This window comes from Rickettsia endosymbiont of Proechinophthirus fluctus (genome assembly GCF_001602635.1).
GTDB classification, from domain to species: Bacteria; Pseudomonadota; Alphaproteobacteria; order Rickettsiales; family Rickettsiaceae; genus Rickettsia; species Rickettsia rickettsii.
In genome coordinates this window covers 526,602-550,864 of record NZ_LECS01000004.1, presented here as the reverse complement: position 1 = coordinate 550,864, position 24,263 = coordinate 526,602, and the positions used below count along the sequence as shown (strand labels likewise).

Below are 24,263 nucleotides of genomic sequence, written 5' to 3'. Positions count from 1 at the left end.
CGTAATATTTTCCTAATATGTCTAAAGTGTTTTGGTCATAGTCATTTTGAGCTTCCATATGCCATACCGGTTCATAATCGCGAGCTGCTAAAAAATGTTTTGTATAATGTTTTAATGCTCTCTCACCTGAGTTACCAAGTTTGTATGAAAGTGTATAAGAAATGGTGGGTTGATTTGGGGCCTTTTCTATTTTTTATTGAATATAATTATACTGTAATTCGTTTGTATTGTCTATAATGTGGATATTTATGTGTCTGTGTTGTAAGTTATATATCTCTGTTAACTTTTCAGGTTCTATTTTGCACATAGCATTCCAGCCTTTATCAAATACCTCATTATCTCGTATAGGATTACCGTTTTTTTCTTGTATAAGCTCATTCATTTTCTTACGAAATTTTGCGGTAGTTATTTTACCGGTTTTATACTGATCTATTATTCCATTAGTTTTTCTTCTTCTTTTGCCATAGTAGCAATATCCGGTATACTTAGTCCGCTGTATTTGCTAAATTTTATTATAGCGCGTGCCCTCTTGGTTAAAATTACCTGCGAATATTTAAAAACATGAGCTTTTATCATAGTGATTACCTATAAATTGTTAGTTTTAAAAATATAAAATTGTTAAATAAAAAATCAATATTATAATATTAAGAAATCATATTTAGGGTAAAATAATGAGTTTAAAATCCGCTTGGCTAGATACGCCTCTTGGTTCTATGCTGGCAATTAGTGATACAGAGAGGCTTTATTTGCTCGATTTTGTTGAAAGTAAAGGATTAAAGTATAAAATTAAAAGACTTAAGATTAACACAAAATCGACTATTACTGAAGATCGTATTAGACCGATTATATCAATTGAAGAGGAGCTTAAATCTTACTTTAGCGGTACTTTGCAAAAATTTAATACTCCGATATATCTTTTGGGAAGCGAATTTCAAAAATTAGTATGGCAAGAGCTAATGAATGTACCTTATGGTGAAACAAGAAGTTACTTTACCCAAGCTAAATTAATAGGTATGGAAAGATCTTATAGAGCAGTTGCAAATGCTAATGGAGCAAATAAATTTGTTATAATTATTCCGTGTCACCGCATCATCAATAATAACGGTAAACTTGGCGGTTATGGTTCAGGGCTAGATCGCAAAAAATGGCTTATCGAGCATGAGAGACAGAAGTATTAAATAAAAAATCAATGCCTGAATTTCGGTTACAGGAGTTTTAAAAAGTTCATATAATATAATTATAAATTTATATTATAGGATAAATTAATATGTTTAATAAGCTTCAAAGACAAGAATATTATCAGGCATTAATTAATAAAGATGACAGATATGAAAATATCTTTTTGTAGCGGTTAAAATAACAAGAGTATTTTGTAGACTGACTTGTCCTGCACGGGAACCTAAATTTGAAATTGTGAATTTTATAAAACTGCTAAGGAAGCTTGGCATACTTCATATAGACCTGGTCAGCGTTGCAAGCTCTTTCACATCCTTAGCGAAGCTTCAGGTTTAGTTTGTACTCTTGTTAATGCTATTGAGTTTAATCCTGCTAAAAGATGGAAAGATAGTGATTGTGATGAGCTATCAGTAGATGCTTCTACAGCACGTTGCCAATTTAAAAAACGTTTTGGTATGACGTTTGTAGAATATGCGAGAGCAAGGCGTATAGGTATTGCGATGAAGCAAATGCGCATGGGTGAAGCGGTCATGAATACACAAATTGATATGGGTTATGAGTCAAGTAGCGGTTTGCAAGATGCTGTCTCTGAAATAATGGGAGGACCGCCGACAAAATTTAACCGGCATTTAAATATTTTAAAAGCGACTTGGCTGGCAATTAGTGATAAAAAATTGCTTTATTTGCTAGAGTTTGTTGATAGAAGAGGTTTGGAGCGTGAACTTGAGAGGCTAAGGATTAAGATAGAATCTGCTATTATTCCTGGAAGCACTGAACCGATTTGAATGATTGAAGAGGATCTTCAATTGTACTTATAACGGTACTTTACAAAAATTTAATACGCCTATATAGCTTTTAGGAAGCCCATTTCAAAAAATGATTTGGCAAGGATTAATGAATATACCTTACGGTGAAACACGAAGCTATTTAAATCAGGCTAAAGTTTTGGGCAAACCTAATTCTTATAGAGCTGTTGCAAATGCTAATGGTATGAATTAGTTAGCAATCATTGTTCCTTGTCATCGTATTTATTAATAGCAATGGCAAACTTGGAGGCTATGGCAGGGGATTACATCGTGAAAAATGGTTTATTGAACATGAGAGAAAATTTACAACAAATTAGAAATATTTTACTTGAGAATGCTACTATTCCTGTAGAACGTAGAATGTTATTCTTGAAAACTAGAGGAGAGTATGGAGAGCATGACCGATTTATTGGTGTTACCGTGCCGACTTGACGTACAATAGCTAAAAGTTATTTATAATTTGGATATGGAGGATTTAAGCCGACTTATTACTTCAGAATTTAATGAAGAGAAATTTTTAGCATTAGCTATTTTGATGATGCAATATCAGACGGCACAAGATAAAGAGTGTTTGTATAATTTTTATTTAAACAATATAAAACACGTAAATAATTGGAATTTAGTGGATGCATCAGCTCATCATATAATCGGAGCTTATTTATAGGATAAAGAAAAGGATTATCTCTTTACACTAACAAAATCGGAAATTCTATGGGAAAGACGAATAGCTATAGTTGCTACTTGGTATTTTATCAAAAATAATACATTAGATACGACTTTTGCAATAACAAAATTACTCTTGAACGATAAACATGATTTAATGTATAAAGCAGTAGGTTGGATGCTACGTGAAGCAGGAAAAAAAGATGAAAAACAATTAATAGATTTTTTGGATCGCTATACTTTACATATGCCAAGAATCGCAGTTCGTTATGCTATAGAGAGATTACTACAAGAAGTGTACAAAAAATATCTTTTAAAACACTAGATTTATATTTAATCTATGTTAATATTTCATTTTAATTTATTAAGGGTATTATTATGTTAAAAACATTACTAATTAGTTTTATAACTTTAATTTGTGCAGTAAACTATGCTGATAACCAAACAGCGCAAAATCCTAATTCTACAAATTTTTCTTCTGATCAGCCCGATGATTTACCTGCAGAGGCAGCCGTGCACTTTGCACAGCCTTGGGCAAGACCTACAACAAATGTGCAAGGTAAAGTTAGCAATTCTGCTATGTATTTTACATTAATAAATAGTAGAAGTAAGAGTTATAATTTAGTGAATATATCTTCAGATAAGATAAGTGGAATAGAAATTCATCAAACAATTAATGATCAAGGGGTTAGTAAAATGGTAAAAGTGGATTATCCATTTTTAATTGCCGGTAATATTAATGTTGATTTTAAGCCCGGTGACATGCATATTATGCTTTATGACCCAAAAGTAGATTTAAATGTAGGAGATGAGTTTAAAATAACCTTTTTCTTTGATGACAATACACAAAAAATAGTGAATGTTAAAGTCGCAAATGACAATCCGTATAATAAAACGGGGAATTGAAGGTTATTGTTGCATGGTGCACTCTTCTATGTCATGCCCACAAAGGCAGGAATCCAGTAAAACCTATAAAAAACTTGTTTTTTTAGGTTTAATGTGTAATTTTTATATCAATATTAAGGTTATTTTTTCTGGATTTCGGCTTTTAGCTAAGGACCACTATACACATGACCCTAGAAATTACCGGAAGTGAGTTAATTAAATCTAAACTTATAGATGTTCCTGAACGTTCAGGGGTTTATCGAATGTTTGACGTTAACAAGCAAGTTCTCTATGTCGGTAAAGCTAAAAATTTAAAGAAACGCCTTACTAATTACATTAAAAGCAATTTAGATAATAAGACGCTTCAGATGATTGCAAATACTTGTTTTTTAGAGTATAGCATCACTAATTCCGAAGTTGAAGCACTACTTTTAGAAGCACAGTTAATCAAGAAATTTCAGCCGAAATTTAATATTCTTCTTAAGGACTGCAAGTCTTTTCCTTGCATTAAGTTACGTTTAGATCATGATTTCCCACAATTATTAAAATATCGAGGTAAAACTCTAAGTGACGGGAAGTGTTTTGGTCCTTTTGCCTCGAGTGTGGAAGTTAATACTACTTTGACCGAACTACAAAAAATTTTTAAATTACGTTCCTGCACGGATAATTACTTTAATTCACGTACTCGTCCTTGCTTACAATATGAAATAAAACGTTGTTATGCTCCTTGCGTTGGTAAAATAAACAAGGAAGTCTATAGAGACTTAGTAACTCAGGTTAAAGATTTCTTACAAGGTTGCACTAAAGAACTCCAAGAGAACCTATCTAGAAAGATGGAAGAGCTAAGTAGTCAGATGCGTTTTGAAGAGGCGGCAGAAATTAGAGATCGCATTAAAGCACTTAGTTATGTGCAGCTTAAGGCAGGGGTTTCAGATGTCGTTAAAGACGCAGATATAATTGCTATTGTGGAAAAGAACGGGCATTATTGCGTGGAAGTGTTTTTATATAGGGCAGGGCAAGCATGCGGTAATATTCCTTATTTTCCTACTTCTACCGAAAATAGTACCAAAGAAGAAGTATTAGAATATTTTTTATTACAATTTTACCAAAAACAACACGTACCTGCGGCAATTATAATTAATCATGAAATTAATGGTAAAGAGAATGTGATAGAGGCGATTAAGAAAATCAACAATATACTTCAGCTTAATATTACAGTACCTAATAAAGGCGGTAAGGCTAAATTAGTTCAAAATGCTGAGACAAATGCTTTATTTTCTCTAGAGCAGTATTTGAAGAAATTTGCAAAAAATCAAGAGATTATATTTGAAATTAAAGAGCTATTTGGTCTTTCTGAAATTCCTGAAAGAATTGAGATTTATGATAATAGCCATATTCAAGGTAAGTTTGCGGTTGGAGTGATGGTAGTTGCTGGTAAAGTCGGTTTTGATAAAAAAGAATATCGGGTTTTTAATGTCCATGCTCCCTCTCTCGTATGCCATTCCCGTGAAAGCAGGGATCCAAAAAGGTTAATGGATTCCTGCTTTCGCGGGAATGGCATCAAGAACTGCGGGGGTGACATAAAAGGTGACGATTATGAGATGCTCCGGCAAGTCCTAACAAGGCGGCTTACAAGGTTAAGGCAAGAGCCGCATAAATTGCCAAGCTTAATGATTATAGACGGCGGCAAAGGGCATTTAGGCGTCGTTAAAGAGGTGATGGATAAATTTGAAATGAATATTCCTTTTGTTTGTATGTCAAAAGGAGTAGATAGAAATGCCGGTTTTGAACAGTTCCATGTGATAGGTAAGGAAGTATTTACTCTAGATAAGAATTTGCCGGTTATGAAATATTTACAAATCTTGCGAGATGAGGCACATAATTTTGCCATAAAGAATCATAGACTAGGTAGATCACGTGCTATAAAAATATCACGCCTTGACGATATAGAGGGCGTAGGTGAAACTCGAAAAAAAGCATTACTGCATTATTTCGGTTCGTATAAAGCAGTATGCGACGCAACCATATATGAGCTTGCTAAAGTAAATGGTATTAACAAGTTACTTGCTGAGATGATTTTTAATGTTTTGCACAGAAAAAACTAATATTATAACTCATGAAAAACCTAGTTGTATGAGTCGCGATGTCATTCCCGCGAAGGCGGGAATCCCGTCACTAAAAAGTCTAGACATACTAAATTTAAAAAATTAAAAGCTCGATTTCCCTACTTGTCACTGAATTCCCGCTTCCGCAGGAATGACATCGAGCAGGTTTCTGGATTCATGCAATAAGGCTAGCTTTTTATATCCTCAATAGGATCTTTAAGTTCTTGGTATGCTTTTGCCTATTAATTTAGGTTCATCATTCTGAGATAAATCATTAATATTAAATTTAGTTAAGTCAGGATAATATGGAGTCATTGTACTATGAATAGAATAATTTAAAGTTCCTGTCATTCAAGAGTTAACAGCATCATTTTTTTTGCTTAGTAGAGTAATACATATTACGCATATTTTCTGAATACGTAGCCTATATCAGCTAAAGTGCTGCCATTAACGTCATCACATGCATTTAAGCTTAAATTTTATGCTCCCATTCTTGTCTTCAATAGGAATTATTATGCTATATTTTCCTTCAATACTATTTTGCTTAGACATAAAATCCTCATAATCCAATTATTAATCTTGAGTTAACATATTAAATTATTTAAAACTTCAAGTAAATAGATAATATATTTTATATGACTTTCTTCGTAATAGAATACCACCATCCTAGAATAAATATCACAAGACTCACCATTGTCCCTATAAACACTCCTCTAAGGTTGAAATATTGCAACGATAAAGAATAATATTCCCATATTAAGAAGATAGCTGCTCCGCCAAGTGATGATAAGACTATTATAGTTTTAAATGTTTTGATACCAAAAAGCGTTGTTATTAACGGTACTAATGTTACCGGTCCCCAGAAACCAGTGAAGAATACTACTAAGTCAATTACATTACTAAATTTTAAAGCTACAATTATTGCAAAACTTCCTATTATAACGTTAATAATTCGAGCAATTAATAATAATTTTTGCTGATTTTTAACCTTAAAAATAGGATTGATTATATCTTTAACAATAGCTATAGAAGTAACGTTTAAATCAGAATCAGCAGTAGACATAACGGCAGCTAAGAGTCCACTCATTACTATCCCTTGAATTATAGTTGGGATGATTTGGTTGATTAAATAAGGTAATACTAAATTTGACGGTTGGTTTGGATAAAGCTTATAAGCAATTAAACCATTTAAAGTAATGCAAATCAAGAAGAAAAAATATATAGCGGATTTTGCATATATTGCTTTAGTTGTTTGCATAGGATTTTTATTAATTAAAGCTCTTTGAATAAATGTAGGATATAGATTCATGACGCTAAAACTTAAAGCTGCTGCAATTGTATAAGAAAGTAGGTTGCTCCGATCAAAATTTGCATTTTCTGTAGGTAGGTTATTAATAAAATCTACAAAACCGATTTTATTTAAACTGATAAAAGTTATGGTTGGTATAGCGATTATCATCGCCAAAAATTGTAGTAAATTAGTAAAAACAATAGATTGTAAACCGCCTATTGTAGTATATATAAGTACTATACTATAACTTAAAATTACCCCATTTACATCATTTATTGCTAAGATATATTGAAAAATATAGCCGCTGACGCTTATTTGAGCAGCTAAAAAACCCACTGAAACGATAACCGAACTAACCCCTCCGATAAAACGACCTATATTACCGTAATATGTACTGAGGATATCGCCGATGCTTTCAGCTCCGTAATGTTTGGCAATTAAAGGCACTATATAGATTGCAATTAATATATCTATAGGTATTGTAAGTATAAGAGCGTAAGCATAATATTCATGCCCCAAAAAAGCCTTTTCCATAATGCCGAAAGTGGTGGCTCCTCCGACAGAACTTACAAATATCGTAGCTATTAATAACAGCTTACTATTTTGCGCTTTACTTTCAACATTGGCATAGTTCTTAAAACTACTATTTTTAGCTCGGTAATATATACCAATAAGTAGAATAGATATTAGGTATATGAATACGATAATATTATCAATAGGTAAATTAAACATAAATTAGATTTTAAAGCTCAAACTTAGCATTTGTTCACAGTATATATGTAGTCAAGAATGCTAGATTTATAATTATGTGTCATAATCTGTTCCAAGAAGTTCAGTATCCGGTGTCCAAAGATCTTGGTTGGGAGCATATTTCTATATTTTACAGTGGGGTTTAATTTTTTTTCAGTAGTTTTTGTCTTTATGGGATAGTTAGAGTTTGATTGAGTTGTAGTTTTTATATTTTTACAATATTTATGTATTTTAAAAATACCTATTTTAAGTTGCGGCATAATTAACCTTTATTTATGTAAAAAATAAAATCATTATTAACATTAATCAATACTTATTTCAAATAAAACATAATAAAAATTAATAAGTCAATATTTTTTAAATTAACCTATATTACAATAGTTCTATAGGTCATTATTGAGTATGTTTAAGAAACCTATTCATGTACTTCATCAGCTAATTCAAGTCCCAACTCTTCAGGCTTTTCATTAGCAACCACAACAATTTTAGATATTCTTGAACCGGTATAGAAATTTGCATTTAATTTTTCTATATCTTTAGTGGTAACAAGAGAATTATCTATTGTGTTAGAATTATTATTTTGAGACGCTATTGCAAGGCTTAAAAAAGCTTTTAATTCAGGTTTATCATCGGGTACTAATTCTATTAGTTTTTATCTCGATGATCTGCTCCATATTATTAAATTTAACCATTGCTGTGTAGCCTTCATGAATAACTAATTGAAGAGGTGTATATCCATCTAAATCTTTTAACTCTGTTGAAGCGCCTTTTTCTAGTAAAAATTCAGCTATATCATAAAGTTTACGGTAAATAGCCTTATGTAGAACTGTATGATAAAACGAATCTTGAATATTGATATCCATCACCTTGATGATCTAAAATCTTTTTTATAAGATGTTTTAGTTCAGCGGTTTGCAAAAACTTGGATTGGTAAAAAGAATATGCTCCGTAAGTGATGTGAAACTGTTCGAATAGTTTATCTAGTGTAATGTTGTAGTCGGAGTCTTGTGCAGAAGATGAAGATATCAGTGGTACTTCTTGAATGGCCGATAAACTAATGCTAGGGATAAAATTGGAAGAAACAATAGGAGTTAGGGTGTCATCTTGCTCTAGTAAGGTAATATCCAAACACCATACCTGTATCATAAGAAGATGTTTGTTCTGTTATTAGAGTAGCCATCGTTTCTATTTCTCTAACTTTAGCCATAAAATTACTATAATCATTTATATGAAATTAATATATTAAATAATATGAATTTTCAAGGTGAAAATCACTTTAAAAAATCCATAAAATCATTGGATTAAACTTTGTTGTGTGGTTCGATGTTATTCCTGTATGGCGTTGTTGTGTGGATCCATTCCCCCTCTTTCATCCCACGATTTGATCGCGGAATCCATTCTAAAATACTAATATTAGTATTTTAAATTATTTTTTTGGATACCGTGGTCAAGCCACGGTATGACATCTTAGTAATTTAACTCATCCTTGTTAAAAACCCTTGACTCCTTAATATTCCTATAATATTCTATAATTCCCCATTTAATCCCAAATGAACCCAAATTATACCAATGAATGTATTTTTATCTAAGTATGTAAATGGTGTTGATAAAAAGAGTAGGGTGTCGGTGCCGGCGAATTACCGTGCAGTACTAGGGAAAGAATTATTTAACGGTGTAATTGCTTATCCGTCGATTAGGAATAATTGTATAGAGGTGTGCGGTATTTCGCATATCGAGAAATTAAGGCAGATGATAGAGACGCTTGATCCTTATTCCGAGGAGCGTGATGCGTTTGAGACTATGATATTCGGGGAAGCTGTACAACTTTCCTTTGATGGGGAGGGAAGAGTTATATTGCCGCAATCTTTAATGAAGCATGCAGGAATCGAAGAGCAAGCATGTTTTGTAGGTAAAGGGGTGATTTTTGAGATTTGGCAGCCGCAGAATTTTGAGAAATATTTAAATGCCGCTCAAAAAATTGCTCATGAAAAGCGCTTAACGCTAAGGAATGCTCATTAATGATACAATCTCACGTGTCTGTAATGCTAAATGAAATGTTAGAGGCCTTAAGCCCAAAAGCCGGTGAGTCTTATTTAGATTGTACGTTTGGAGCAGGAGGATATAGCAAAGCAATATTAGAAAGCTGTAACTGTTATGTTACAGCCTTGGATCGTGATCCAAACGTAATTAAAAGAGCCGAAGAAATTCAGCAAAATTACGGTGAGAGATTTGATTTTGTAGAAACAAATTTTGCGGATAGTTTTGCAAAGCTTAAGGAAAAAAAATTTGATGGGATAGTGCTGGATTTAGGCATTTCGTCAATGCAGTTAGATATAGCAGATAGAGGATTTTCGTTTTTGCATGACGGACCACTTGATATGCGTATGAGCGGGCAAGGGCTTAGTGCCGAGGAGTTTGTAAATGCGGCAGAGGAAAAAGAGCTAGCTGACGTAATTTACAAATACGGAGATGAGAGCTTTTCACGAAGAATTGCTAAGAGAATTGTAGAATATAGAAAAACGGCGAGAATTGATAGTACAGGCAAGTTAGCCGAGATTGTTAGAAGTAGTATAGGATTTAGAAAAGGCAAAATTGATCCTGCAACTAAAACCTTTCAAGCCATTAGGATTTATGTAAACGATGAGCTTGGGGAGTTAGAGCAGTTTTTAGTGAATGTAAAAAATATATTAAAGAAAGACGGACGTTTAGTTGTGGTGTCTTTTCACTCTTTAGAAGATAGGATAGTTAAGAATTTCTTTAAAGAAAATTCGGAAAAGCCGGTAGTAAGATCAAAATATGCTAAAGACGACATGACGATTGATCCAAATAAATGGCTTAAGATTATTACTAACAAAGCTCTAGCACCGTCAGATAAAGAAGTAGGGCTAAATATTAGAGCGAGATCGGCAAAACTTCGAGCAGCAAAAGCGATATATGAGTAATTAATTATGAGTATAAGAAAGCTTCACTATTTTACATTATTGATAACAATTATAGCAATATGTAGTTTGTTTAGTATAAAGGAGCGAGTCTCAACTCTTGATTATCAATTAAGTAGCGTTGTAAAACAGATAAATAGTGAGAATAATAATATTCATATTTTAAAAGCAGAGCAAGCTTATCTACTTTTGCCGGTTAGATTGGAAAAACTTGCGGCGGCTTATTTAAAATTAGAAACAGTTAAATCTTATCAAATGATAAAAGATCCGTTAGGGCCAAATATCGATCAAAATATTAAATTTAATCATAATATTAGTATTTCCAAGAGTAGTAAATGGCGTTACAAAAGAATTACAAATAATAAGTATATACAGACTGTTTCGAGTAGAGTAAAGGATACTCGATGAACTTCAAAAATTGGCTACGTCATCCTACAAGTACTGTGGTACTCACGTATTAAGTATACGCTCCGTTCCTCGTCTTGTGGATTCCTTGCTCTTTTTGAAGTTGATCTTCGTATCTTGGTAGGATTGTTGCATGGCTTGGAAAAAGCGTTCGATGTCATTCCCGCGTAGGCGGGAATCTAGGGTAAAGCGAGATAAATCGAGCTTTTCAAAAAATCTTGATTTTAAAGATTTTTTATTTTTCAAATCAAGTTTTGAAAAGGTTTTAAAGTACTGGATTCCCGCTTTCGCAGGAATGACATAAGGATTGCAGAAATATTAGTGTTTGAAACACCATAAATAACATATGAAACAAATTTGGGAAAAATGGAAACCTACAATTAAAAGTCTAACAATTTGGAATGTTTGTAGTAAAAATACAAAAATCCGATTATTAATGGTTATTTGTGTCTTTTCTTTTCTTTTTTGTACTTTATCTTACAGATTGATAATCGTTGCTACGAATGGTTACGATAAAAATATTAATTCCTTTAAAAAAAAGCGTCAATTTAGAAAAGAAATAGTTGATCGAAACGGTAATTTATTAGCAGTGAACCTACCTTCTGCCTCATTATTTGCTAATCCACAAATAGTACTTGATCCTGAAACTTCCGTAAAAAAGCTAGCAGAAATTCTACCTGATATTAATAAAGCTAAATTACTTGCAGAACTTAAGTCAAATAAAAACTTTATATGGGTAAAAAGGGATGTACTACCTAGTCAGCAAGAAAAGATAACTAGCCTTGGGTTACTTGGTTTTGAATTTGAAGAAGAGCAGAAACGAATTTATACCTTTTCTAATTTATTGTCGCATGTTGTCGGTTATGTAGGTAGAGACTCGGTAGGGCTTAGTGGTTTAGAGCTCGCTTATGATAAGTATTTAACTAATTCTGATTATGAATTAAACGAACCAAAGAATCGGAAAGAACCGCTTCAATTATCTATTGATATCAGATTACAAAGTATTTTAAGTGAGGAGATTGATAAAACTTTAAAGCAATTTAAGGCTATAGGAGCAGTAGGCATTATTGCTGATCCAAATAATGGCGAGATTTTAGCATTAGTAAATAAGCCTGATTTCGATCCGCATTATCCGAGTTTAGCCAAACCAGAAGAGCTGTTTAATATAGCAAGTCTCGGGATTTACGAAATGGGTTCGGTGTTTAAGGCATTAACTATGGCAGTCGGCTTTGATACCGGTGCAATAAATATGAATGATGCTTATGATATAAGTTATATGAAAGTAGGAGGATTCCAGCTTAAGGATTATACGCCAAGGCAAGGATGGCATAGTGTACCTGAGATTTTTCTATATTCTTCAAATATTGGCACAAGTCAAATTATGCTTGAAATCGGTAAAAGCAATTTTAAAAAATATCTAAAGAAATTAGGTCTATTAGATCAGTTGCAAATAGAATTACCTGAACGAGGTACTCCGTTATTTCCTTCCGAGAAAAGATGGAATGAGTTAACGAGTGTTACTATGTCGTATGGCTACGGCATTTCGATTAGCCCTTTGCATTTTGTTAGAGCAATGTTACCGGTTGTTAACGGCGGTACTTTATATGATCTTACTTTATTAAAAAGAAAGGATGAAAAAGTAATAGGTACAAAAGTTTTTAGTGAAAATACCTCTACCCAAATGAAGAAATTATTTAGAGCGGTAGTAAAAGAAGGTAACGGTAAAAGAGCAGAGGTCAAAGGCTATCTTATCGGTGGTAAGACCGGTACGGCAGAAAAACTTTCACAAGGGGCAGGGGGAAAAAAGAAATATCTAAAAAATAGTAGAGCGTCATCGTTTTTAGGTATGCTGCCTGCATCTAACCCGCAATATATTATTTTTATTAGATTTGATGAGCCGAAACCGACTAAAGAAAGCTTTGGCTTTGCAACTGCAAGTTGGACAGCTGCCCCTACTGCCGGTAGAGTATTTGAACGTATGATATCTTTATATGGTTTAGAACCGATAGAACAAAGTGAGGAAGAAAGTTAAAATATTACTTAATAATTATAGATTGTGTCATTGCGAACAGGCATTGTTACGTAGATCGGTAAAACCTACTTGATGTCATCCCCGCCTATGCGGGAATGACATAAAACGATCTGTGCAACAAAAAGCCTAAATTTTCTGGTAATGACGCATTTATAAGCTAAAAAGGAGATTTTTATGTCAAAAAATAAAAATATAACAGATAAACCTAGTATACCTATCCCACGGCTTAAGTCTTTTGATCTTACGACAACAATAAATAATATTATATCAAAACAACTATTTATATCCACAAGTTCCGAGGCACAAGAAGAATTAGAGCTTAGCTATAATGATAAAAGACCTAACCCTAGTTGTTGTGAGTTATTGTAGAATCCATATTCATTTTTTAAAACTGTACAAAATAGAAAATTAATTTATATTTTGTATATGGTTGATATGGTCATTGGGTGGTTACAATTTTTCTATTGTCACCCCGTGGTTTGACCACGGGGTCCAGTAAAAATGACCACACAAAATGTTGTTTATATAGATCCTGCGATCAAGTCGTGGGATGACAACCTAATTGCCGATCAAGTCATGGTATGAACGCAGTACAAAACTATATAACAAAAAACTATTGATGTTAAAGATAAAACAGGAAATATATAAAAATAGCTTACAAATAATATTAAAATTGCTGTTTGCTTTGCTATGTTTTTTTATAATATTATTTCCGTTAGTGAGTTATAAAATAAATATTCAAAGCAGAATCTTTCCGGCGATGGAAATTATATTTATTTATTATTTTATGTCGTTATATTCCTTAAATATTTTTGGCATATTTTTTCTCGGTCTATTTATAGATCAAATAAGTGGTATGCCTATCGGTACAAATTCGCTAGTTTTTTTATCGGCATATACGATTTATAAATTATCTTCACAATATTTTGTAGCTAAAAACTATTTAATAAATTTCATTATTTTTTGCGTTTATTGTTTATTTATATTGAATTTTAAATATTTACTAATAACAATCAAGAAGCTAGAAGCAGACGGATATTTAATAATTTTCTTTCAATTTTTGATAACTATATTTTCTTATAATATAATTCGTCTTATACTTGACTCTCCTATGAATTACTTTAAAAAGTATGCTAAATAAGAAAATACTACATGGTGAGTTAATTTCACGAAGAGCCTTTATAATCGGATTAGGTAAACTCGGATTTTTATCGTTGCTTGGAATAAGAATGTTTTATTTACAGCTTATTAAAAGTGAAGAATATAAGACTTTATCGGATAAGAATCGTATTAATTTCGTTGTACTTCCACCGACTAGAGGAAGAATTTACGATTTAGATGGCAATATTTTAGCTACTAATAAACCATGTTATCAGCTAGTAATAGATAGAAGCATTAATAATAATTATAAGGATGAATTAGAAATAATTAGTAATATTCTAAATTTATCTCCGGAAAAATATAATTATATTAAGCAAAAAATTAAAAAATCTAGTCGCCACACTCCTTTAGTAATATTTGATCAGCTTGATTGGCAGCAAGTATCAATGATTGAAGAACAAAAGCATAAATTCGCTTCAATATTTATTGATATAGGTTATTTAAGGTTTTATCCTTTTTCAAGCGTTACTTCTCATTTAATCGGTTATCTTGGTCAAATAAATGAGCACGAGAAGCAGGAGTTAAATATACATAGTTTAAGCGATTTTAATATCGGTAAATCCGGTATTGAAAAATATTACGATAACAAACTAAGAGGAGCATTTGGTTATAAAAAAGTTGAAGTAAACGCTTACGGTAAGCAGGTAAGAGAAATAGCAGGAACCCCTACTAAATCAGGTGAAGATATGCATTTAAATATCGATGTGTTTCTTCAGAAAAATATCCAGCAATATTTAAATCCTAAAGGTTCTTCGGCAATAGTTATGGATACTAAAACCGGAAATGTACTAATTTGTGCTTCCACTCCGGGTTTTGAATCAAATCATTTCAGTAAATTATCGGAAAATTATTGGCAAAGTTTAACGAGTGATCCTTATAAGCCTTTAATTAATAAGGTAATACAAAATTCTTATCCTCCAGGCTCGGTTTTTAAAATAATTACCGTACTTGCAGCCCTTGAAGTAGGCATTAATCCTAATAAAACCGTTTTTTGCGACGGTAGCTCTGCTCTTGGTACTAATAGCTTTAGATGTTGGAATCATAGCGGACACGGAACGTTAGATATGATGTCTGCTTTAAAGCATTCTTGTAATATTTATATGTATGAATTAGCAAGAATAGTAGGTCCGGATAAAATTCTTGAAGTTGCAAGAGAATTTGGCCTCGGTTCAAAAACCGGTATTGATTTAGCTCCTGAAAGTAGCGGGTTTGTACCGTCAAAAGAGTGGAAAAAGAAAAAATTAAAGCGTCCTTGGTCAATAGGAGATAGTTTTAATTTAGCAATCGGACAGGGGTTTCTAGGGGTAACGCCGATGCAGCTTGCAAGGTTTATTACAGCTATTGCAAGTAACGGTAAACTGTATACGCCTAGAATATTAAAAAATGATCCGGAATTTTATAATGTCAATATTAAGCCCGAAAATATCATAATAATCCAAGAAAGTTTGTATAATACCGTTAATGTTGCGGGAGGTACGGCGTATTATAATAGAATTTTAGGCAAAAATAGGCAGCTCGCTGGTAAAACCGGTACTTCGCAGGTGCAATGCAAACTAAATGCTAAAGATGATTTAAGCCGTAAATCTATTGCTTGGGAGAGGCGTAATCATGCCTTGTTCTTAGGCTTCGCTCCTTATCACGATCCTAGTTATTCCGTTACCGTCTTTATTGATCATGGTGGAGGCGGTAGTAAAGCCGCCGCCCCTGTAGCTCGTAAAATTATGTCGGACGTATTGGATAAGTATTTATAGCTTTTTTTAGTTTGTAGTTTGTGCTATTATGTGTCGTAATGTGTTATTAATTACAGATAGGTCACAAGATGGCAAGACTGAATTTAACTATTCCGGACGAACTAAATAATAGTTTAGCATAGTCAGCAAAAAACTTAGACAGATCAAAAGGGTATATATAGTACGTAAAGCAATTGAATATTATCTACAGGAAATACAAGAAGATTCAGAAGATGCAAAATTGCTTTGCAAAGAATTAATGCCTCTGATTTTAAAACTTACACTACTGACGAAGTGAGGGAATGGTTAAAAAAGAAAAATGTTGAAAGTTATATGAGAAAATAAGGCACGTGCAGAATTAGCTGAATTGTGTGGTATCCAGAAAACAACTTAAAATACTAATAATATTAGTATTTTTAATTAGACCCCGTGATCAAGGCACTAGGTGACAATGGCAAAACTGATCCACACGGATAATGCTAGCTTTATATAATTATATCTTAACTCATATCACAAAATACTTTATTTTAGTTAGTAGTTTGTGTTATTAATAACTAGGCTTTGCATGCGGAAAATTGAATTAATCTATTTTTTGTTGTAAATCATAAGATTTTTTTGAAATAGGAATAACTATTATTGCAAAAATCTTATTAATTTTCTTTTACAAAACCTAGGAATTATTATAGAGGTATATATATGTCTCAGAAAAAGCAGGATGAGCAAATAATAAAAGAATTAGAAGAAAGACTAGCAAAACTTAAAGGCACTCCTCCATCACTTGAAGAATTAGAAGAAAGGTTTGCAAAGCTCCAAGATAGACCTTATATCCCCACAAAAAAATCCGGTAATGAAGTAGACGATCTAATTGAGCAGCTGCAATCTGAGCTTAAACTAGAACAAAAAAGTAAAAGCCTTAATGATCAAAAAGACCAAGCAATACGTGATAGGCTAGATAAATTAAGAGAAGACAGTCCTATAACGCAAAAAAAGACACCTATAGATATTTCTTTTAATGATACTAAATCAATAATTACCGATACTATAGATGCTCAGGCAGATATAGCTAGTTCATATGCTAATCGCTCTACCGAGTTAGAGGAGAAAAAAGCATTACTCCATTTAGCTCATAATCTAACTGAAGCGAGAGATATTATTAGGGATATATCCCCTATATCTAAAGAATATGCGCCTAAACTATTAGATGTTATTGCTAGTGGGTTAGGTAAAATTTATGAAGGAATAAAGAAAATAGCTTCGCCTGCCGTTAATATTATAAAAGAAATAGGTAGTAGTCTTGTTAATTCAATTAAATCACTTCCTCACAAATCTTCCAAGCAACAAATAAAATTAAAGAAGTTATATAGAACATATGTTGATTTGAAAGGAATAAAGCCAAAGATAAAAGAAGAGTTTCTTAAAAAACATTATGAGCGAATTGATCAGCTACAAACTCCTAAGGAAATATTTGTAGAAACTGCCAAAATTACTCAATCTATAAGGATAGCCGGAAAACAAAAGATAAATACTCTTAAACAACAACAAATTATTAATAGAATGAAGCAGAAACGTCCTACTGCTTTTATAAATAATAATTCATTTACACCGTCTAATACTCCTACTAATAAAGCAAAGTATTCGAAGAGCAACCAAAGGTAAATGCTATGTTATTCCTGTGAAAGCAGGCATCTAGAAAAATAACCCTTAATATTGGGCAAAATTATACCTTTAACAAAATAAGCATATAAAAAATTGTTATATGTTTTACTGGATTCCCGCTTTCGCAGGAATGATATAAAGAGCATTGACTGACCCACGCAACAATGCCATGCGAGGATGACATACTGAATGTTCGTATAAAAAAAGGACCAAGGTATTTAAAGATTATTCTAATCCTTTCATTCTGCTTGTCTTAGCTTTATCAAACGAAGTATCTTTAATTGCTGCTTCGGTAAAATCGGCATTTGTTAGGTCGGAGTTATTAAAACCCGCCTGATCAATTTTAGCTGATTTAAATATACTATCTGTTAATATTGAGTTTGAAAAATCTGTTTTAGTAAGTATTGCTGCAGAAAAATTAGCCTCTTTTAAAGTAGAATTTTTTATTACCGTATTTGTTAGGTTAGCATTTTTAAAGATACTATTTGAAAAATCTACTCTATCAAATATTAAGTTGCTCAAGTCAAAATTTGTTAAATTCATATTTGCTAAGTGAGTTATTTTTTGCAAATCTTTTACCGAATTTATTACTATATTATTTGGTAGAATTTTGCTCGAATTATCACTATTTAAAATAATATTATTAGAAACATTAGTATTAATAAAACTGGAATACGCTTGGTAGTTAATATTATTTATTTGCGAATTAGAAAGGACGGAGTTAATAACCGCAGTATTTGTTAGAGTGGAATTTATTAGAGCTACTTGGTTTAAATTGCCTAAAGTAATTTTAACATCTGAAAAATTTACGTTTTGTATTAAAGATTTAGAAAAATTTATATTATTAAATTGTCCGTTAGTTATATTTGAGTTTATTATTTCACTGCTGTTTAAGTCAGTATTAATCACTATAAATTGTTTAAAATCATTATTGCTAAAAATATTATTAGTATAGCTAATATTATCTAAAGTAATATTTGAGCCTTTAGTTTTATTAATCCTTACAAAATTAGCATTACTATTTTTTATTGATAAATTATTAAATTTATTATCGTTTAGACTCATATTATTTAATATCGCATTATTGATTTTAAAATGCTTTAAAACTGAACTACTAATTGTACTATTTTGTAAATCACATTTAGTAAGGCTAATATTTTGTAGTGTTGAATCTTGAAAGGAAGCGTATGAAAAGCAAGAGTTATTACTTTGTACGTTATTAAAATTTACTTCATTAAAAATACTTTGTGTGAAGTTAGAATCCTTAATTATTACTGCTGTTAATGTAGTGTGACTTAGGTTGCTAGATTCAAAATAATTATTAGTAAAATTGGTATTATTTATTATACTTGTTTCTAAATCCGTACCGTAAAATATTGAATTTGTTATATTAGTATTTTTAAAGCTATTATTCTGTAGGGTAGCTTTTTGAAAATTAACACCGTCGATAGTATTATTGCTCCATAATACATGACTAAATTTAGAATTTTCAAAGTTGACATTTATTATAGTAGTTTTATTAAAAGCAGTATCGCTAAAATTTGATTGAACAAAATTTGTATTTTGTAATGTTATATTGTGAAAAATTGAACCTTGAAAGTCAGCATTATATCCGGAAATATTTTTTATTACCGAATCTGCAAAATTACTTTCTTGAATTATAGCATTTGTAAGTATTGCTTTTTCTAAATTGCTACCTGTAAAATCAGCACGTAATATTTCGCAGGAAGTCAAATCTATTCCTGATAAATCTTCATTGATTAGCTGTACTCCTATTAATTTTACTCCTTTTAAATTTGAACCAAACTTCTCTTTAAGGTTCACTTTAAGGTTTTTAGAATTTTGTGATATTATATAATTCCGAATTACTGTGCTTTGGCTATCCGTAAGTAATCCGTTCGCATCACGAGTAGATTCGGAGCAGCTGCTTAATAACAAATAAATCGTAATTATTGAGATGACTTTAAGCATTTGCTTCCTCATATTCTTCGTCATTTATCCTATTGGTAGGAGGTATATGTAAGCTTAATAATTTTAATTTACGATGCAAAGCCGATCTTTCCATACCGACAAATGAGGATGTTTTTGAAATATTATTATTAAAACGACTCATTTGTGCCGATAGATATTGACGTTCAAAAACTTCTCTAGCTTCTCTAAGCGGCATAGATAACATATCAAAACTATCTTCAAGTTTTGTAAGATTAGTACTATTTGCTAATATTTCAGAAGGTATCATATAAGGTTTTATAATTTCATTATTACCTGTAGTTAACGGATTCATAATTAAAGTCCATTCAACAACGTTACGTAATTGTCTAATATTGCCCGGCCATTCATAGGATTGAAGAGCAGCGATAGTTTCATCTGCAAAGCTACGTTCTTTTAAACCTGAAAATTTTGAAAGTTGCTTAACAAAATACTTAACGAGTAGCGGTATATCTTCTTTTCTTTCATATAATGAAGGTACTTTTAGAGAGGATACATTAAGGCGATAATATAGATCTTCTAGGAATTTGCCGTTATTAACTTCATCTTGGATATTTTTAGAAGTACCGGTGATAATTTTTATATCAATTTTAATATTTTTTCCGCAAGGTTTTGTAATAGTTTGATCTTTAAGGAATTTTAATAATTTTACTTGGATAGGAATAGGAATATTACTGACCTCATCTATATATAAAGTACCGTTATTGGCAAATTCTAAGATAGTAGGGCGTTTATTATTTGCCTCCTTTTCCGATTCGCCGAATAATTCTTGATTGATTTTTTCTGTAGTCATACAGGTAGGGCTGAAAATAATGAACGGATTATTAACCCTTTTAGATTGTTTATGAATTAATCTTGCTGCAAGTGCTTTACCGCTACCGACTTTACCGTGAATCATTATACGACTGCTAGAGGTAGCTGCCTTTGCTATTGCCATTTTATATTTTAAAGTTACCGAACATTCGCCTACTAATTCAGTTTTATCTATAACCTTTGATTTTAAATCTATATTTTCGCGTTTTAACTTTGTTACTTCACAAGCTCTTGTAAGTAAAATAACTAATTTATCATTATTAAACGGTTTTTCTATATAATCGTAAGCACCCATTTTTATAGCATTTACTGCTGTTTCTATAGTACCGTGACCGCTAATAATTATTACCGGCATTAAAGGATAGCGTTTTTTTATTATCTCTAAAATCCCAAGTCCGTCAATTTCGCTTCCTTGAAGCCAAATATCAAGTATAACTGCAGAGACCGGTTTTTCGGAAAGTATTTTAAGGGCTTGAGTACTATTAGCGGCAACCTTAGGGTTAAAACCTTCATCTTTCAAATTTGCAGCAATGAGATTGCGTATACTCTCTTCATCGTCTACTATTAAAACATCTAGTTGTGACATTACAATTTACCTTAAAAATATTAATACTAGGTTCTTGCGTACGATTTCTAAAAAGATTTAATATTTTACAATATTTTTTAGCGAAAATTAATAAGATTTTTGAAAGAATTAGTGATTCATTTTTCAAAAAAAATCTTATAATTTGCAGCAAAAAATAGTCAAAATTAAATCTTTTTAGAAATCGTACGCAAGAACCTAAATATATAGGTTAATGGCGAATGTAAAAGAAAGCAACATTTTTTTATAACATTTTTGTCACAATAGCTATTTATGATGTAAAGGTTGGCTAAGATTACATAATATTAAAATTATTTAAGGAATTTTAATTAATTTTATTTGCAGTTTGTAGTGTTATAAATGATTATATATAATGAGAGGGGTAGGATATCCAAGTCGTCATTGCGAGCGACCGTAGGGAGCGTGGCAATCTCATGAAATAATAACAAGTTCCTGAGATTGCTTTGTCAATTACTTCGTAATTGCCTCGCAATGACGATGACGATTGTGTATCCAACAGTAAAACCAATTTTAAAAATTATGCTTAACATCTTTTTAATTATTATTTCATTATTTATTTGCTTAATAACCTACCTATTTATCAGCAAAACGGATATTTTAACAAATTTATTGATTTTAAATAGCTTCACGACTTTAGCGAGTTTATTGATTTGTTGTTTAGGTTTATACTCAGGTAATAGTTCATATTTGGATATAGCAATTATTTATTGTCTTTTAAGCTTTATAGCAACAAACGGATATTTAAAATATTTCATAAATGAATCGAATGAAAACAAAACAGATTGATAGACATCTTGCCAAATTCGCTTATAGAGAGGAATTTGTAGGAGACACGAAACGCAGCACCGCAGCGTACACAAGCGTACGTGAGGATGCGAGTATCGGATCGACGCACAAATTACCTCGAGAAGTAGAAGAGTTTGGGAAGATGTCTAATACGGTAATTTTAGGATGTGGTCTTAGCGGCATGTTAACGGCGCTTTCTTTTGCACAAAAGGGTATAAAAACTACTATATTCGAGAGTAAATCGGTAAAAAGCCCAGAGTTTTTTAAAGATATAAGAACTACTGCTTTAACGCCGCATTCTAAAAATTTCTTATTCTCTATTGATATATGGGAAGAGCTTGAGAAGTTTGTAGCAGCAATGCAAGACATATATGTAGTAGATAACAAGGCTTCAGAGATATTAGACTTACGAAATGACGCTGACGCTGTACTTGGATATGTGGTTAAGAATAGCGACTTTAGAAAAATGCTATTGTCAAAAATAACTAATAATCCGTTGATAACATTAATTGATAATAATCAATATCAAGAGGTTATAAGCCATAATGACTACTCGATTATAAAATTTGATGATAACCAAATTAAGTGTAATTTATTAATTATATGTGACGGAGCAAATTCAAAAGTGAGGTCTCATTACTTTGCTAATGAAATTGAGAAACCTTATCAAACTGCTCTTACATTTAATATTAAGCATGAAAAACCGCATGAAAATTGTGCTATGGAACATTTCCTGCCGCTTGGTCCTTTTGCTTTGCTGCCTTTAAAAGATCAATATGCTTCATCCGTAATATGGTCAACTTCTTCTGATCAGGCTGCTTTAATTGTTAATTTGCCTGTAGAAGAAGTTAGGTTTTTAACTCAAAGAAATGCCGGTAATTCCCTAGGTAAAATTACTATTGATAGTGAGATTAGTAGCTTTCCACTAAAAGCCCGTATAGCAAATAGATATTTTCATAACCGTATAGTGCTTATTGCCGACACTGCCCACACAGTACATCCGCTAGCCGGACAAGGGCTTAATCAGGGCATAAAGGATATAGAGATTTTGAGTATGATAGCTAGTAATAATGGCACATTACAAGAATATCAAAAGCTAAGGCAAGAGGATAATTGTATTATGTATAAGCTGACTGATGAGTTAAATAATATTTTTTCAAATTATTCCAAAAATTTAAGATGTTTAAGACAAATAGGATTTAAGGTGATCAATAATTTAAAACCTGTAAAAAACTTGATTACTAGCTATGCGATGGGGAAGAGGTGAGTGTTCTTTTGTATCATTTTTAGCTAGTTCTGATGTCATTCCCGCGAAAGTGGGCATCCAGTAATCAAGAATCGATAAAAGCATTGTTTATTTATACTGTTTAAAAGATGGATTCCCGCTTGCACGGGAATGACATAGAATGTGAAATAACATAGAACATAATTTTATAAGATATGCATGAGTAAAGAAAATTTAAGCAGTAAATCATCTATTAATACTCCTAAAGAAGGAATAAAAAATGCAGCAGAAGATAATAAGCTTAAATCTTCAATAAATACTCCTGAAAGAGTAGAGCTTTTAGAAGCAGCACAAACAAAAGCTTCTGAGCCTGCACACAGGAGAACAGCAATCGTAAAATAAGCCAGAAGGAAAAAGAACGCTGTAAGAGGATACGGCACTTTACGGTGCTAGAGTTGCTTGTGCCGGAATCGCTGCAAGTGGAATAGTAATCGAAGTGGTACAGGAGGGCAGTAAAGTTATCACTAGTCCTACTCATATTAGTAGAAGGAGTAATTAACGTTGGAGCAAAAGTAGCAAAAGCTTATGATCCAGTTGATACACTTCAGCAAGGTGCAAAAATTAAAGAAAAAGGTCCCCCAAGTCCTGGTTTAGCTGATAAGGCATTAAATAAAATCATGACACTACCCGGTGGTGAAACTGCAGCAAATGTTCTAGAGAAAACATATAAAACATTAGGTAGTAAAGCAGTAAGACGTGCGGCTAGAATTGGCGGCGTTGCAGTATCGTTAGTCCTTAATCCCACTCCCGTTGGGGTTGGGCTTGCTGCACTTTCTTTATCAACCGTTGCTTACAATGTTGAAAAAGAAACTTTAGAAGTAAAAGAAGATAAGCGTTTAGCTAGAAAGAACAAACTTTAGAAAATATTAAAGCTAATTATGTGAAGCAAGCAGAATTAGTAGTTACTACTCGAATAGATAAAGCAAAAGATAGCCCTGAACTTAAAAATGTCTTGGATACTCAATGAGCTAAAATTTACCAAGAAAAAGTTGAATCTGAAAAATTAAATACAACTAGAACTAAAGAGATTTTAAAAGCAATACGAAATACTACCTTAGAGACGGTATCTTTATAGTAGCACAAGCAAGCTCTGTAGGCGGTATTATAAGGCGGTTTGGTAGCAGGTGCTACTGGAAGGAGGAGCAGAGCTAATGTAATAGGTGAAGGAGATGCTAATTTAGTGCGTA

At 32.1% G+C, this 24,263-nt stretch carries 22 protein-coding genes and 4 pseudogenes; 20 read left to right on the top strand and 6 right to left on the bottom strand.

The genetic code is table 11. The annotated features are described in order from the left end of the window. Positions 1-193: 193 nt before the first annotated feature. A complete protein-coding gene (locus BG75_RS04780) occupies positions 194-382 on the bottom strand; it encodes a hypothetical protein (RefSeq protein ID WP_062811631.1) in 189 nt (62 codons plus the stop codon). Between the two features lie 289 nt (positions 383-671). Here BG75_RS04780 and BG75_RS04775 point away from each other — a divergent pair, with 289 nt between their 5' ends. The 8 genes and pseudogenes from BG75_RS04775 to uvrC all read left to right on the top strand — a co-directional run bounded on the left by BG75_RS04775 (position 672) and on the right by uvrC (position 5,635). Further along, entirely contained in the window at positions 672-1,178 is a 507-nt protein-coding gene (locus BG75_RS04775; RefSeq protein ID WP_062811630.1) for a methylated-DNA--[protein]-cysteine S-methyltransferase, read from the top strand. 178 nt (positions 1,179-1,356) lie between these two features. Next, positions 1,357-1,512, top strand: coding sequence for an Ada metal-binding domain-containing protein (locus tag BG75_RS10375; protein WP_368072229.1), 156 nt, complete (start codon positions 1,357-1,359; stop codon positions 1,510-1,512). A 119-nt stretch (positions 1,513-1,631) separates the two neighbouring features. After that, positions 1,632-1,742 (top strand): annotated as a pseudogene (locus BG75_RS10665) (methylated-DNA-protein-cysteine methyltransferase); the annotation flags it as partial. A 30-nt stretch (positions 1,743-1,772) separates the two neighbouring features. Then, positions 1,773-2,299 (top strand): annotated as a pseudogene (locus BG75_RS10660) (methylated-DNA--[protein]-cysteine S-methyltransferase). Beyond that, positions 2,274-2,414, top strand: a complete 141-nt coding sequence (locus BG75_RS04760) for a hypothetical protein (protein ID WP_062811628.1) — start codon at positions 2,274-2,276, stop codon at positions 2,412-2,414. Before BG75_RS10660 ends, BG75_RS04760 begins: the two are co-directional and overlap by 26 nt. Before the next feature lie 34 nt (positions 2,415-2,448). Beyond that, positions 2,449-2,970: pseudogene (locus tag BG75_RS07575) on the top strand (DNA alkylation repair protein). Positions 2,971-3,023: 53 nt separating this feature from the next. Continuing rightward, positions 3,024-3,551, top strand: a complete 528-nt coding sequence (locus tag BG75_RS04745; RefSeq protein WP_062811625.1) for a copper chaperone PCu(A)C — start codon at positions 3,024-3,026, stop codon at positions 3,549-3,551. Between the two features lie 164 nt (positions 3,552-3,715). Beyond that, on the top strand, positions 3,716-5,635 hold the full coding sequence (gene uvrC / locus BG75_RS04740) for an excinuclease ABC subunit UvrC (protein WP_062811624.1): 1,920 nt from the start codon (positions 3,716-3,718) through the stop codon (positions 5,633-5,635). 188 nt (positions 5,636-5,823) lie between these two features. On the opposite strand, the pseudogene BG75_RS09970 reads toward uvrC, so the two are convergent. The 3 genes and pseudogenes from BG75_RS09970 to BG75_RS09965 all read right to left on the bottom strand — a co-directional run bounded on the left by BG75_RS09970 (position 5,824) and on the right by BG75_RS09965 (position 8,539). Continuing rightward, a pseudogene (locus BG75_RS09970) lies at positions 5,824-6,041 on the bottom strand (hypothetical protein). Between the two features lie 225 nt (positions 6,042-6,266). Continuing rightward, positions 6,267-7,658, bottom strand: a complete 1,392-nt coding sequence (locus BG75_RS04735; RefSeq protein WP_062811623.1) for a sodium:solute symporter — start codon at positions 7,656-7,658, stop codon at positions 6,267-6,269. A gap of 644 nt (positions 7,659-8,302) precedes the next feature. Beyond that, positions 8,303-8,539, bottom strand: coding sequence for an ankyrin repeat domain-containing protein (locus BG75_RS09965; RefSeq protein WP_252903661.1), 237 nt, complete (start codon positions 8,537-8,539; stop codon positions 8,303-8,305). Between the two features lie 706 nt (positions 8,540-9,245). On the opposite strand from BG75_RS09965, the gene mraZ reads away from it, so the two are divergent. The 8 genes from mraZ (at position 9,246) to BG75_RS04690 (ending at position 17,599) form a co-directional block, all read left to right on the top strand. Beyond that, positions 9,246-9,695 carry a division/cell wall cluster transcriptional repressor MraZ gene (mraZ, locus tag BG75_RS04725; protein WP_010977464.1) on the top strand — a complete coding sequence of 150 codons (450 nt, stop codon included), beginning with the start codon at positions 9,246-9,248 and terminating at the stop codon, positions 9,693-9,695. Further along, entirely contained in the window at positions 9,695-10,618 is a 924-nt protein-coding gene (gene rsmH / locus BG75_RS04720) for a 16S rRNA (cytosine(1402)-N(4))-methyltransferase RsmH (RefSeq protein ID WP_062811621.1), read from the top strand. Before mraZ ends, rsmH begins: the two co-directional genes overlap by 1 nt. Positions 10,619-10,624: 6 nt before the next feature. After that, positions 10,625-11,023: a hypothetical protein gene (locus BG75_RS04715; RefSeq protein WP_062811620.1), complete on the top strand. Its 399-nt coding sequence runs from the start codon at positions 10,625-10,627 to the stop codon at positions 11,021-11,023. A 343-nt stretch (positions 11,024-11,366) separates the two neighbouring features. Further along, the gene (locus BG75_RS04710) at positions 11,367-13,052 is read left to right on the top strand and encodes a peptidoglycan D,D-transpeptidase FtsI family protein (protein ID WP_062811619.1); all 1,686 of its coding nucleotides are present in this window, start codon (positions 11,367-11,369) and stop codon (positions 13,050-13,052) included. A 174-nt stretch (positions 13,053-13,226) separates the two neighbouring features. After that, positions 13,227-13,421, top strand: coding sequence for a hypothetical protein (locus BG75_RS04705; protein ID WP_062811618.1), 195 nt, complete (start codon positions 13,227-13,229; stop codon positions 13,419-13,421). A 250-nt stretch (positions 13,422-13,671) separates the two neighbouring features. Next, a complete protein-coding gene (locus tag BG75_RS04700) occupies positions 13,672-14,193 on the top strand; it encodes a hypothetical protein (RefSeq protein ID WP_062811617.1) in 522 nt (173 codons plus the stop codon). Then, positions 14,183-15,964, top strand: coding sequence for a penicillin-binding protein 2 (gene mrdA / locus BG75_RS04695; protein ID WP_062811616.1), 1,782 nt, complete (start codon positions 14,183-14,185; stop codon positions 15,962-15,964). Before BG75_RS04700 ends, mrdA begins: the two co-directional genes overlap by 11 nt. Before the next feature lie 675 nt (positions 15,965-16,639). Beyond that, positions 16,640-17,599 carry a hypothetical protein gene (locus BG75_RS04690; RefSeq protein WP_062811615.1) on the top strand — a complete coding sequence of 320 codons (960 nt, stop codon included), beginning with the start codon at positions 16,640-16,642 and terminating at the stop codon, positions 17,597-17,599. Positions 17,600-17,824: 225 nt separating this feature from the next. Here the strand turns inward: BG75_RS04690 and BG75_RS04685 are convergent, their stop codons facing one another. Further along, positions 17,825-19,570 carry a pentapeptide repeat-containing protein gene (locus BG75_RS04685; RefSeq protein ID WP_062811614.1) on the bottom strand — a complete coding sequence of 582 codons (1,746 nt, stop codon included), beginning with the start codon at positions 19,568-19,570 and terminating at the stop codon, positions 17,825-17,827. After that, the gene (locus BG75_RS04680; RefSeq protein ID WP_062811613.1) at positions 19,563-20,987 is read right to left on the bottom strand and encodes a sigma-54-dependent transcriptional regulator; all 1,425 of its coding nucleotides are present in this window, start codon (positions 20,985-20,987) and stop codon (positions 19,563-19,565) included. The genes BG75_RS04685 and BG75_RS04680 overlap by 8 nt, the downstream gene beginning before the upstream one ends. 537 nt (positions 20,988-21,524) lie before the next feature. Between BG75_RS04680 and BG75_RS04675 the strand changes: the two genes are divergently transcribed. The 4 genes from BG75_RS04675 to BG75_RS09055 all read left to right on the top strand — a co-directional run bounded on the left by BG75_RS04675 (position 21,525) and on the right by BG75_RS09055 (position 23,936). After that, positions 21,525-21,791 carry a monovalent cation/H+ antiporter complex subunit F gene (locus BG75_RS04675; RefSeq protein ID WP_062811889.1) on the top strand — a complete coding sequence of 89 codons (267 nt, stop codon included), beginning with the start codon at positions 21,525-21,527 and terminating at the stop codon, positions 21,789-21,791. Beyond that, positions 21,772-23,058 (top strand): 2-octaprenyl-6-methoxyphenyl hydroxylase, encoded by a 1,287-nt coding sequence (gene ubiH / locus BG75_RS04670; RefSeq protein WP_062811612.1) that lies wholly within the window; start codon positions 21,772-21,774, stop codon positions 23,056-23,058. The genes BG75_RS04675 and ubiH overlap by 20 nt, the downstream gene beginning before the upstream one ends. Positions 23,059-23,235: 177 nt before the next feature. Beyond that, complete coding sequence (locus BG75_RS04665) at positions 23,236-23,418, top strand: hypothetical protein (RefSeq protein WP_062811611.1); 183 nt, start codon at positions 23,236-23,238, stop codon at positions 23,416-23,418. A gap of 275 nt (positions 23,419-23,693) precedes the next feature. Next, positions 23,694-23,936, top strand: coding sequence for a hypothetical protein (locus tag BG75_RS09055; protein WP_062811610.1), 243 nt, complete (start codon positions 23,694-23,696; stop codon positions 23,934-23,936). Positions 23,937-24,263 lie beyond the last annotated feature (327 nt).